Source organism: Streptomyces sp. NPDC002577, from assembly GCF_053594815.1.
This window is the reverse complement of record NZ_JBSFWK010000086.1, coordinates 1-11,147: the sequence shown is the minus strand read 5'-3', so window position 1 is coordinate 11,147 and position 11,147 is coordinate 1. Positions and strand designations below refer to the sequence as shown.

The window sequence follows — 11,147 nt, the reverse complement described above, 5'->3', positions numbered from 1 at the left end:
GTGATCGACGGCGCGGTGCCGGGGGGTCCGCGGCGTAGGGTGCCCGCTATGGCACCCAACATCGCTACGAACACCAAAGTGTCTCTGGAAGACCTGCTGGACTTCGTACGGCCCCGGCACCGGGCCATCCTCCTGACCCGGCGGGCCGACGGCGGCCCCCAGGGCTCGCCCCTCACGTGCGGCGTCGACGACTCGGGACGGATCGTCGTCTCCACGTATCCGGAACGCGCCAAGACGCGGAACGCGAAGCGGGACACCCACGTGAGCGTCATCGTGCTGAGCGATGAGTGGAACGGCCCGTGGGTCCAGATCGACGGGACCGCCGAGGTCATCGATACGCCGGACTCCGTCGAGCCGCTGGTCGAGTACTACCGGAACATCGCGGGGGAGCACCCCGACTGGGACGAGTACCGCGCGGCGATGATCAAGCAGGGGAAGTCCATCATCCGGATCACTCCGGAGCGGTGGGGGCCCGTGGCCACCGGGGGCTTTCCGGCGCGGCTGGCCCCGCCGGAGTAGCCACTCACGCGGGCGCCGTACCCCTGGCCGACCGGGGCGGCCTAGATCCGCCCCGGCACCTTCGCCTCGATCCCCGCGATCAGCAGATCCAGCGCGAACGCGAAGTCCCGCTCCCGCCCCTCCTCGACCGTCACCCCACTGCGCGCGGCGACAAGATCGGCGGACTCCTGCGCGAGCTCGGCGAGCGCGGGAGTCCCCTCGACACTGGCCATCGCCTCCCGGACGTACTCGTCCTGGCTCATCCCGGCCGCGGCACACCGCCGTACGAAGTGGCCCTCGATCGTCCCGAAGCCGTACACGAACTGGAAGACCGCCGACATCGCCCCACCGAGGGCGTCCGCGGGCAGACCGGTCCGGCGGACGACGCGCTGCACCGTGAGCAGGAAGTCGAGATAGTGCGGCCCGATGTTGAGGAACGTCCCCGCCAGGGGCGAGACCCAGGGATGGCGGACCAGCAAGTCACGGTAGCCCGAGGCCAGTTCGCGGAGCTGGTCGCGCCAGTCCGCGCCCGACTCGGGATCCGGCAGCCGTAGTCCGCCGAAGGCCGCGTCGAGGGCGAGCTCGAGGATGTCGTCCTTGGTGTCCACGTACCAGTAGAGCGACATCGCCGTGACATCGAGTTCGGCCGCGAGCCGGCGCATGGAGAACTTGGGCAGCCCCTCCGCGTCGAGCAGCCGGACCGTGGCCGCGATGATGCGGTCCCGGTCGAGACCGGACGGCTGGCCGGTCCCTCTCGGCGCACCGCTCCGGGATGCCCCCGTGGCGCCGCGGGGCGCCTTGCCCTCCAGCCAGACGCTGGTCCGCGCCGGACGCCTGGTCCGCTCGGCTGCCCTCACCATGGCGGCACCTTCCTGAGAGCTCGTGGGTCTGCCCGGCGGACCGGAATCGACTGGTCCGCCACGTCTCGATGCTATGCGGGTCTGCCGCGTACTTCGCCCCCCCGGACGGGTCCCGCCCGCGTCCCCCCGCACGTAGCGGCGTGCCGGGCGGCGGCAGTTGGCCGGTGCGCCGAGTGCGGGGAGGTACGCCGTGATGCCCCGACTTCCGCTCCGTACAAGGCGATTGGGGAGTACCGTTCTGCGGGCTTCCGGACATCTGGAGAGGCCATGTCAACGCGTCGTACGGTTCAACTGACCCTGGCAGCGGGGCTCTTGGGCGCCCTCGCCGCGCCGCCGGCCCACGCCATCGACGGCGGCAGCAGTGAAGTGTCGCTGCGCGTCGTCTCGTACAACATCCATGCCGGTGCGGGCATGGACAACGTCTTCGATCTCGACCGCCAGGAGGCGGCGCTGCGTGCGCTGGACGCGGACGTCATCGGCCTGCAGGAGGTCGACATGCACTGGGGCGCGCGCAGCGGCTGGCGGGATCTCGCCGGTGAGCTGGCGCAGCGGCTGGGGATGAACGTGTATTTCGCGCCCATTTACAGCCTGGATCCCCCGGCGGAGGGCGCGCCCCGGCGCGAGTACGGGGTCGCGGTGCTGTCCCGGTATGCGATCGCGGACGCCGAGAACCACGAGATCACGCGGCTGTCGACGCAGGATCCGAACCCGGTGCCCGCGCCGGCCCCCGGCTTCGCCGAAGTGGTGCTGCGGGTCAAGGGCGTTCCCGTGCACGTCTATGTGACGCATCTCGACTACAGGCCCGACCCGTCGGTTCGTGCCGCCCAGGTCGCCGACACCCGGCGGATCATGGCCGAGGACTGCGACCGTCACGACCGCTGCCCACGGCAGGTCCTGCTCGGAGACTTCAACGCCGAGCCGTCCGCCCCCGAGCTGGCCCCGCTGTGGGAGAACCTGACCGACTCCGCACCGGCCGGTCTGAGCTTCCCGGCGCAGAACCCCGTCAAGCGCATCGACTACGTGGCAGTCGGCGACGGCGTCCGGGTACGCGAAGGGGCGGTGGCCGAGACACTCGCCTCGGACCACCGCCCCGTCATCGCCGACCTGTCACTGCGGCGCGGACGCTGATCAGCTCTTCGGCTGGGTCAGGTCGTAGAAGGTGGCACTGCCCACGGTCACCGTCTTGAAGTTCGACTCGACCCACGAGCTGATCTGGGACGCGGTGCCGCTGTTGCCGCCACCGCCGCCCATGCCGCCCGCGATGAAGTAGTGGATCTTCCCGTCCTCGACGTACTGCTTGAACTGGGCGAGCGTCGGGGACGGGTCGCTGCCGTTGAAGCCGCCGATCGCCATGACCGGGTCGCCGGTGGCGAGCTGGTAACTGGCGGCGTTCTGCGAGCCGATGGCCGCGGCGACCCAGGTGTAGTCACCCGCGTTCTTCTCGAGCAGCGCCTTGGCCTTGGAGCTGACGTCGGCGCCGTTGAGCAGGCCGCCCATGCCGCCGCCGCCCATGCCTCCTTCGCCCATGGTGCCGCCGCCGGGCATGCCGCCCTGCTGCTGGCCCTGGCCCTGCGTCTGACCGGTCTGACCGGTCTGGCCGTTCTGACCGCCCTGCTGGCCGGTCGGGGGCTGGCCCATGCCGCCGCCCTGCTGGCCGCCGCCCGGGAACTGCCCCGTGCCGCCACCCTGCTGACCCTGCTGACCCTGCTGGCCGTTCTGGCCGGTCTGACCGTTCTGCTGGCCGGGCGGCTGCATGCCGCCGCCGCCCATGCCGCCGGGACCGCCGCCCCGGCCGCCGCCCATGCCGCCCATCATGCTGGCGCCGGCCGGGCCCGCGGTGACGATGGAGCCCGTGTGGCCCGTCTGCAGCGTGCTGAGGGTGTACGCGGTCGGTCCGGCGAGCGACGTCACGAGGCCCAGGCCCACCGCGGCGAGCGCCAGCTGCCGGCCGAGGCGCGCCGCGACCAGCAGGCCGCCCGCGGCCACGAGACCGCCGATGAGCACGAACCACTTCAGCCACGGCAGGTAGTCCGACGTGCGGTTCAGCAGGACGTACGACCAGATCGCCGTCGCCGCCACCGCGCCCGCCAGGGCGAACGACGCCCACTTCCTGGCGCGCTCCTCCCACAGCACCGTCGCGCCCATGCCGATCAGCGCCGCGATGTAGGGCGCGAGCGCCACCGTGTAGTACTGGTGGAAGATGCCGGCCATGAAGCTGAAGATCAGGCCGGTCATCAGCAGCGAGCCGCCCCAGGCGAGGAACGCGTTGCGGGTGGCGTCCGTCCTCTTCGCCCTCCAGGTGAGCGCGATGCCCGCGACGAGAAGGATCAGCGCGGCCGGCAGCAGCCAGGAGATCTGGCCGCCGATCTCGGAGTTGAACATCCGGTCGATGCCGGTCTCGCCCCACTGACCGGTGCCACCGCCGCCACCGCCGCCGCCGACGCTGCCGGTCTCCTCGCCGTTGATGCGGCCGAGCCCGTTGTAGCCGAAGGTCAGCTCCAGGAAGGAGTTGTTCTGCGAGCCGCCGATGTACGGCCGCGAGGACGCGGGCCACAGCTCGACGATCGCGACCCACCAGCCGCCCGCGACGACCATCGCCAGGCCGGACAGCAGCAGCTGCCCGATGCGCTTCTTGAGCTTCACCGGTGCGCACACCGCGTACAGCGCGGCGAGCGCCGGCAGGATCAGGAACGCCTGCAGGGTCTTGGTCAGGAAGGCGAAGCCGACGGCGGCGCCCGCCCAGACGAGCCACTTGGTGCGGCCGTCCTCCAGGCCGCGCAGCACGCAGTAGACCGTGACGGTCATCAGGAGGGCGAGCAGCGCGTCCGGGTTGTTGAAGCGGAACATCAGCGCGGCGACCGGGGTGAGCGCGAGCACGGCGCCCGCGATCAGCCCGGCGGCGGCGCTGAAGCGCCGGCGTACGGCCGCGTACAGGACGCCGACCGTGGCGACGCCCATCAGCACCTCGGGCACGAGGATCGCCCACGAGCTGAGGCCGAAGATCCGCACCGACAGCGCCATCGGCCACAGGGAGGCCGGGGGCTTGTCGACGGTGATGGCGTTGCCCGCGTCGAGCGAGCCGAAGAAGAAGGCCTTCCAGCTCTGGCTGCCGGCCTGAACGGCCGCGGAGTAGAAGGAGTTGGCGTAACCGGAGGCGCTGAGGTTCCACAGGTACAGCACCCCGGTGACCAGCAGCAGCGCGAGGAACGCGGGGCGCGCCCAGCTGGGGTCCTCGGGGCGGCCGCGCCAGACGCGCCGCAGGAACGGGTCCTTGGGGCGGCCCTCGCCGGCTGCGGCCGTGCCGTACGCGGTGTCGGACGCGGGTGCCGCGCTCGGCATCGGCGGCGCCTGGACGCTCGCCTGCGCGAGGGTGGCGGCGGCGGGCGGCGGGGGGCCGGTCGGCGGGCCCCAGGCGGGGTCCACGCCTCCCGGGTGCTGGATGTCGGATGTCGTCATCGGACGTTCCTCGGATCGTGGTCGTGCGGGCGCACCGCGTGCAGCTGCACGGTCGCGTCCCAGGACTGGTACTGGTCCACGCCCACGCCGGCAGGGACCTTGTACAGGTCGTACGGGGGCTGGGGCACCGGAGGCGTGTCGTCACGCCGGTCCGGGAAGACCCAGGCCCGGAAGAGCAGGAAGCGCAGCACGGTCGCGGCGAGGTTGGCGGCGATGAGCACCGCCAGCTCCGTGGAGTGCGACGGGTTGCCGGTCGCGGTGTCCAGCGCGGCGAGGGAGCCGCTGGTCAGGGCGAGGCCGATGCCGAAGACCACGAGGCCCTGTGCCTGGTGGCGGACGGCGCGGTCCTTGCCGCGTACTCCGAAGGTGAGCCGCCGGTTGGCCGCCGTGTTGGCGACCGCGGACACCAGCAGCGCCAGCGCGTTCGCGAGCTGGGGATCGGAGAAGGTGCGGCAGACCGAGTAGAGCAGCAGGTAGAAGAGCGTGGACAGGACGCCCACCACGGAGAAGCCGACCAGCTGGCGGGCCAGTCCGCGCGGCACCCCGGGCACCTGCCGGTCCCGCGGGTCGTCTCCGAAGGGCCGGGCGATCCGGTCCAGCGGCAGCGAACCGGTGGCCAGCGCGCGGCCCACGCGCCACACGCCCTTGAGGTCGTCCGTCGCGGTCTTCACGATGTGGACGGTGGAGTTCGGGTCGTCCACCCAGTCGACCGGCACCTCGTGGATACGCAGCCCGGCGCGCTCGGCCAGGACCAGCATCTCGGTGTCGAAGAACCACCCGGTGTCCTCGACGAGCGGCAGCAGCACCTGCGCGACGTCGCGCCGTATGGCCTTGAAGCCGCACTGGGCGTCGGAGAAACGGGCCTGCAGCGACCCGCGGAGGATGAGGTTGTACGCGCGGCTGATGAACTCCCGCTTGGGTCCGCGCACGACGCGCGAGGTGCGGGCGAGCCGCGAGCCGATCGCCAGGTCCGAGTGGCCGGAGATCAGCGGGGCGACGAGCGGGAGGAGGGCGTTGAGGTCCGTCGACAGGTCGACGTCCATATAGGCGAGGATCGGCGCGTCCGAGGCGGACCAGACGGTGCGCAGCGCCCTGCCGCGTCCCTTCTGCTCCAGCCGGAAGTACCGGACCGACTCCATTGTCGATGCCAGCCATGCCGCCACCTGCGGAGTGGTGTCCGTGGAGGCGTTGTCCGCGATCGTGATGCGGAAGCGGTAGGGGAAGGTGCGGACGAGGTGGTCGTGCAGCCGTTCCACACACGGCTGGAGGTCCTTCTCCTCGTTGTAGACGGGGATCACTACGTCAAGTACCGGCACCCCGCCCTCACCGGCCGGGATGTGCTCCCGGGCCGGCAAGGCACCCGCGGAGGGGGAGGTGCCTGAAGAAGAGTCGGTTCGCATGACACTGAGATTCGCGGGCGGCCCTGTTATGCCTGTGTGGTGAGGCTGTGGGCTGCCTGTGAGTACGGAACCGATTCGTAGTACGCGGGCAAATGGACGGTGAACACCGTGCGTCCGGGCACGCTGTCGACCGTCACGGTGCCGCCGTGCGCGGACGCCACGGCCTGCACGATCGCAAGGCCGAGGCCGGTGGAGCCGGAGGCACGCGAGCGCGACGAGTCGCCGCGTGCGAACCGTTCGAAGACGTGCGGCAGCAGCTCCGGAGGGATGCCGGGCCCGTCGTCGTCGATGTCCAGGCACACCCAGGGGCCCTGCCGGCGCACGCGCGCGGTGACCGTCGTGCCGGGTGGCGTGTGGGTACGCGCGTTGGCGAGGAGGTTGACGAGCACCTGCTGCAGCCGTTGCGCGTCGGCCAGCACGAGTGCGGGCTCGTCGGGCAGTTCCAGGCGCCATTTGTGGTTCGGCCCGGCCGCGCGCGCGTCACTGAGGGCGTCCACGACCAGCGGTGAGAGATCAGTGCTCTCGTACGAGAGCGGGCGTCCGGCGTCGAGCCGGGCGAGCAGCAGCAGGTCCTCGACGAGCCCCGTCATACGGTTCGCCTCGGACTCGATGCGTCCGAGGGCGTGCCGCGTGTCGGGCCCGGTCTCCTCGCGCCCTCTGCGGGTCAGCTCGGCGTATCCGCGGATCGACGCGAGCGGCGTCCGCAACTCGTGACTGGCGTCCGCGACGAACTGCCGCACGCGCATCTCGCTGTGCTGCCGCGCGTCCAGCGCCTGGTGGACGTGGTCGAGCATGCGGTTGAGCGCGGCACCCACCTGGCCGACCTCGGTGCGCGGGTCGGCCTCGGCCTCCGGGACGCGCTCGTAGAGCGTCACTTCACCGCTGTGCAGCGGCAGTTCGGAGACGCGGGTCGCTGTCGCTGCGACGCGGCGCAGGGGCCGCAGGGCGACGCCGACCATGACTATGCCGGCCAGCGAAGCGGCGACGAGACCCGCGGCGGTGACGCTGACCTCGACGGCGATGAGGGTGCTGACGGTGTCCTGGACGTCGGTCTCGGGGAGACCGACCAGGGTGCCGTTGGGCTCCGAGTATTCGACCCGGTACTCGCCGAGGCCGGGGATGTGGACGCTGTGCCGCTTACCGTCCTGCGGCACGGACTGCAGAGCGGCCTTCTGTGCCTCGCCGAGATCGGTCATCTTGGTGTCGCTGTCCGGGTCGCTCTTCGCGGCGCGGGTGACGGTGCCGTCCGACAACACCAGCGCGCCCACCGCGCCTCCCCGCACGGGTCCGGCCAGGAAGTCCAGGGTTGGCTCCTCCTGCTGGTCGGGCGCTGTCCGCTTCCCGCCCGGCTGGTCGGGGCCCGGGTCTCTGCCGGAGATGACCGCGACATCGTGCACCTGCTTGTCCAACTGGGCGTACAGGTAACTGTGCAGAGCTATCGTCGTCACCGTCCCGATCACCGCACACACGACGGCGATCAGCGCGACCGACCCGAGGACGAGCCGTGTACGCAGCGACCGCGGCTGCCTCCGCTTCCCCCTGAGCCTGCGCGACCGCGGCTGCTGCGCCGTGCTCATGACGCCGCGGGCTTGATCAGATAACCGGCACCGCGGCGCGTGTGGATCATGGGCTCGCGTCCGGCGTCGATCTTCCTGCGCAGATACGAGATGTAGAGCTCGACGACGTTGGCCTGGCCGCCGAAGTCGTAAGACCAGACGCGGTCCAGTATCTGTGCCTTGCTGAGCACCCGGCGCGGATTGCGCATCAGGAAGCGCAGCAGCTCGAACTCGGTGGCGGTCAGGTGGATGGAGGTGCCCGCGCGGGTCACCTCGTGGCTGTCCTCGTCCAGGGTCAGGTCGCCGACGACGAGCATGGACTCGCTGCGCCGGTCGGTGGCGCCGGAGCGGCGGATCAGCCCGCGCAGCCGGGCCACGACCTCCTCGAGGCTGAACGGCTTCGTGACGTAGTCGTCGCCGCCCGCCGTGAGGCCGGCGATGCGGTCCTCGACGGCGTCCTTCGCCGTCAGGAACAGCACCGGCACGTCGGGAAGTTCACGACGGAGCCGGCCGAGCACGGCGAGCCCGTCCATGTCGGGCAGCATCATGTCCAGCACCACGGCGTCGGGCCGGAAGTCGCGCGCGGTCTGCACCGCGCCCGTTCCGTCGCCCGCGGTGCGGATCTGCCAGCCCTCGTAACGCAGGGCCATGGACAGCAGCTCGGTGATCGACAGCTCGTCGTCCACGACGAGCACGCGGACCGGGCTCCCGTCCGGCCGCAGCAGTTCGGTACGCCCCTGGGGCGAGATCGTGGTCATGGTGGACACCTTCGGATGCCGCCCTGAGAGCACCCTTTCGGGAGTCTGTGAATTCCCTGAGAAACACACAGGGAGCTCTCAGGGAACAGCTGGCAACCGCTGTCCCACGCGGCATGCGGCAGGCCGGGCGTCAGCTCGTCCGGAGGTGAGCGCTGAGGTGAGCGCTGCGCAACCTACCTCCGGAACTCATGATTCCGCTCAACCTTGGCAATGTGCAGGGTGTAACTCTCGTACCACTCCTCCCGCCCGCGCTTCTGGGCGGCACGGTGTTCCATGTCACTCCGCCACTCCTTGATCGCGTCCTCGTCGCGGAAGTACGAGACGGTGATGCCGAGCCCGCCGGGGGTTCGCGCCAAGTCCATCCCCAGGAAACCGGGGACGTCCTTGACCAGCTCCTCCATGCGCGCGGCGGTCTCGCCGTAACCGCCGTCTCCCTCCGTCCGGACGGAGGTGAAGATCACGGCGTAGTACGGGGTCTCGAAGGCGGGCTCGGGAGCGGGCCCGGGGACGGCGTCAGGCGCCACGGATGAGTCGGTCATGACCAGACTGTCGCGCCGGGCTCTCCCCACGGTCCAGCCACTTTCCGGACGGGAACCAAAGAGGACCCGAAGGGGAATCGAAAGGGATCGGTCTCCTTGCCGTCCGTACGGAGCAGCGGACCCGGGCCACCCCCGTTCAGAACAGCCGGTCCTGCACGCCCCGGAACTCCCTGACGGGCACGGTGAGTTCACGAAGTGCCCCGCCGTCCTCCGTACCGGTCAGTTCCCACCCGGTCATGAGCCGTGTGTCGAGTACGACCACGCCGCGCTCGGTGGCCAGATGAAGATCGGGCCCGGCGGCAGCCACCAGCTCACCGCTCACCACACCGCCGGCGACGAGCTCGGACACGGTCCCCACGGCGGACGGCAGCCCCTCCAGCCCGAACACGCCCGCGTGATCGACCGCTTCGAACGGCGCCCGCCGCACGGACTCCGGCCATCCCTCGAGCAGCACGGCCCTGGCATGCAGCCGAGCGATCTCCGTCGCCCGGGCGCCGGGCTCCGGCAGCGCGGCCCGCACCGCCCGCTTGGCGTCGTACGGAATCCGGTCGGGCACGCCCAGCGCCGTACGCAGCAGCTCCTCCGTCCGCCGCGCGGCCATCAGCGGCCCGCGCCCCAGCCAGGTGAACACCACCGCGCCCTGCTCGAGCAGCCGCGCGGAGCCCCGCTCGTCCGCCGTGATCCCCACCTTGACCATGCCCGGCCCGAACCAGGCCAGATAGACGGCATACGGCCGGGGATCGTCCGGCAGCGTGTCCGCGGCCACGGAATGCGCCCGATCCAGCCGCCCGCACTCCTCACACCGCGCCCCCGTGCTCCGCCCCGGCACCCGGGCCCCCACGGGGCATTCGTTGCCCCGCGCCCCGACGCACCGCCGGACACCGCCGCCCGCGACGGCGAACGCCACCCGCTTCCCCCACGTCAGCTCACTCCTCCGCCCCCCGTCCCACACCAGCACGGGCCCGCCGGCCACCGGCCACCGAAGCCCCGAGCATCGCCACGCCTGCACCCTCTGCATCGCCGCACCTCACGTGTGCCCCTGCTTCATGAGCGTAGGCCCGGCCACTGACAGCGCCCGGTCCTCCGGCCGGACCCCGCTATCAGGAAGACCGCCATCCGACAAGTCCCGAATTCTCCTGTCACGCGATCCAGGGACATGACGCGAATTGCCCCCGAGGCTTCACTGGGACATGGGTTCACACACACCCACGAGCCCGAATCCCACAAACAAACCTCACAAGCAATTCAACGAACAAATCCCGCAAATCAAAACGGCCCATCTTTCGACAACCTGTCCACCCTTTCCGATTGGAAGTGATTCATATGGCCCGTCGCTCACCGATGCAGCGCTTTGCGATGCTCACCGCCTCCTCCGCCGTGGTGGCGGCAGGAGTCCTCCTGCCGACCAGCGCCTTTGCCGCACAGGCGACACCGCACACGGCCACCGCGCCCACGACTGCGGCCGCGCAGGGCCATCAGGAGCAGGCCGTCGCCGACCCCGCCGAGAAATGGGTGGAGATCACCGACGCCCCCAGTGGCATCAAATTCAAACTTCCCGGAAAGCCCGAGGTCGAGAAATTCTCGCAGCCCGCTGCCGACGGCTCGACCGTCACCGGTCGCATGTACTCGGTGGAAAAGGCGGACGGGACCGTCGTCATCTTCACCGTCTACGACGTGCCCGGCACCGCGGCCAACGCCAACATCGGTCTCGAGGGCTTCCGTCAGGGCTTCAGTGAGGAATTCGGCAAGACAGCCACCAGCACCAGCGCCAAGCAGACCACGGTGGACGGCCATCCCGCCGTCGACGCACATCTCTCCACCAAGGACAGCGCGCCCCTGACCGGTTCCAGCTGCTACATCGCAGGTGACAGCCACGTGATCGGGATCGTCACCCTGGGTCCCGCGGCGGACGCGAAGGCCGTGGACCAGATGCACCAGCAGACCCTCGACGGCGTCCGCATACCTTCTTCTTCCACGTCAGCGTGAGCCCTCCCGGCGACGCCTGACGTCGGAAGCCCCCTCGGGATGATCCCGAGGGGGCTTCCGATCTCTGCGCACCGGCACCGCGGTGTACGCCTAG

At 70.7% G+C, this 11,147-nt stretch carries 10 protein-coding genes; 3 read left to right on the top strand and 7 right to left on the bottom strand.

The annotated features are described in order from the left end of the window. Positions 1–48: 48 nt before the first annotated feature. Positions 49–519 carry a PPOX class F420-dependent oxidoreductase gene (locus ACWD4J_RS43685; RefSeq protein ID WP_451401127.1) on the top strand — a complete coding sequence of 157 codons (471 nt, stop codon included), beginning with the start codon at positions 49–51 and terminating at the stop codon, positions 517–519. A 41-nt stretch (positions 520–560) separates the two neighbouring features. Here the strand turns inward: ACWD4J_RS43685 and ACWD4J_RS43680 are convergent, their stop codons facing one another. After that, complete coding sequence (locus ACWD4J_RS43680; protein WP_451401126.1) at positions 561–1,358, bottom strand: TetR/AcrR family transcriptional regulator C-terminal domain-containing protein; 798 nt, start codon at positions 1,356–1,358, stop codon at positions 561–563. A gap of 267 nt (positions 1,359–1,625) precedes the next feature. On the opposite strand from ACWD4J_RS43680, the gene ACWD4J_RS43675 reads away from it, so the two are divergent. Next, positions 1,626–2,486 (top strand): endonuclease/exonuclease/phosphatase family protein, encoded by an 861-nt coding sequence (locus ACWD4J_RS43675; RefSeq protein ID WP_451401125.1) that lies wholly within the window; start codon positions 1,626–1,628, stop codon positions 2,484–2,486. Here the strand turns inward: ACWD4J_RS43675 and ACWD4J_RS43670 are convergent, their stop codons facing one another. The 6 genes from ACWD4J_RS43670 to ACWD4J_RS43645 form a co-directional block, all read right to left on the bottom strand. Continuing rightward, positions 2,487–4,814 carry an ArnT family glycosyltransferase gene (locus ACWD4J_RS43670; RefSeq protein WP_451401124.1) on the bottom strand — a complete coding sequence of 776 codons (2,328 nt, stop codon included), beginning with the start codon at positions 4,812–4,814 and terminating at the stop codon, positions 2,487–2,489. After that, positions 4,811–6,214, bottom strand: coding sequence for a glycosyltransferase (locus tag ACWD4J_RS43665; protein ID WP_451401123.1), 1,404 nt, complete (start codon positions 6,212–6,214; stop codon positions 4,811–4,813). The genes ACWD4J_RS43670 and ACWD4J_RS43665 overlap by 4 nt, the downstream gene beginning before the upstream one ends. Before the next feature lie 26 nt (positions 6,215–6,240). Then, positions 6,241–7,791 carry a sensor histidine kinase gene (locus ACWD4J_RS43660; protein ID WP_451401122.1) on the bottom strand — a complete coding sequence of 517 codons (1,551 nt, stop codon included), beginning with the start codon at positions 7,789–7,791 and terminating at the stop codon, positions 6,241–6,243. Beyond that, positions 7,788–8,528 carry a response regulator transcription factor gene (locus ACWD4J_RS43655; protein WP_451401121.1) on the bottom strand — a complete coding sequence of 247 codons (741 nt, stop codon included), beginning with the start codon at positions 8,526–8,528 and terminating at the stop codon, positions 7,788–7,790. The genes ACWD4J_RS43660 and ACWD4J_RS43655 overlap by 4 nt, the downstream gene beginning before the upstream one ends. Before the next feature lie 173 nt (positions 8,529–8,701). Continuing rightward, entirely contained in the window at positions 8,702–9,067 is a 366-nt protein-coding gene (locus ACWD4J_RS43650; protein ID WP_451401120.1) for an antibiotic biosynthesis monooxygenase family protein, read from the bottom strand. 136 nt (positions 9,068–9,203) lie between these two features. Then, complete coding sequence (locus ACWD4J_RS43645) at positions 9,204–10,085, bottom strand: DUF2797 domain-containing protein (protein ID WP_451401119.1); 882 nt, start codon at positions 10,083–10,085, stop codon at positions 9,204–9,206. Between the two features lie 290 nt (positions 10,086–10,375). Here ACWD4J_RS43645 and ACWD4J_RS43640 point away from each other — a divergent pair, with 290 nt between their 5' ends. Further along, positions 10,376–11,053: a hypothetical protein gene (locus tag ACWD4J_RS43640; protein ID WP_451401118.1), complete on the top strand. Its 678-nt coding sequence runs from the start codon at positions 10,376–10,378 to the stop codon at positions 11,051–11,053. Positions 11,054–11,147 lie beyond the last annotated feature (94 nt).

Bases quoted from the DNA above. Each gene is read 5' to 3' on its own strand.
- ACWD4J_RS43675 (WP_451401125.1), top strand. From the start codon at position 1,626: ATGTCAACGCGTCGTACGGTTCAACTGACCCTGGCAGCGGGGCTCTTG.
- ACWD4J_RS43665 (WP_451401123.1), bottom strand. From the start codon at position 6,214: ATGCGAACCGACTCTTCTTCAGGCACCTCCCCCTCCGCGGGTGCCTTG.
- ACWD4J_RS43685 (WP_451401127.1), top strand. From the start codon at position 49: ATGGCACCCAACATCGCTACGAACACCAAAGTGTCTCTGGAAGACCTG.
- ACWD4J_RS43670 (WP_451401124.1), bottom strand. From the start codon at position 4,814: ATGACGACATCCGACATCCAGCACCCGGGAGGCGTGGACCCCGCCTGG.
- ACWD4J_RS43645 (WP_451401119.1), bottom strand. From the start codon at position 10,085: ATGCAGAGGGTGCAGGCGTGGCGATGCTCGGGGCTTCGGTGGCCGGTG.
- ACWD4J_RS43680 (WP_451401126.1), bottom strand. From the start codon at position 1,358: ATGGTGAGGGCAGCCGAGCGGACCAGGCGTCCGGCGCGGACCAGCGTC.
- ACWD4J_RS43660 (WP_451401122.1), bottom strand. From the start codon at position 7,791: ATGAGCACGGCGCAGCAGCCGCGGTCGCGCAGGCTCAGGGGGAAGCGG.
- ACWD4J_RS43655 (WP_451401121.1), bottom strand. From the start codon at position 8,528: ATGACCACGATCTCGCCCCAGGGGCGTACCGAACTGCTGCGGCCGGAC.
- ACWD4J_RS43650 (WP_451401120.1), bottom strand. From the start codon at position 9,067: ATGACCGACTCATCCGTGGCGCCTGACGCCGTCCCCGGGCCCGCTCCC.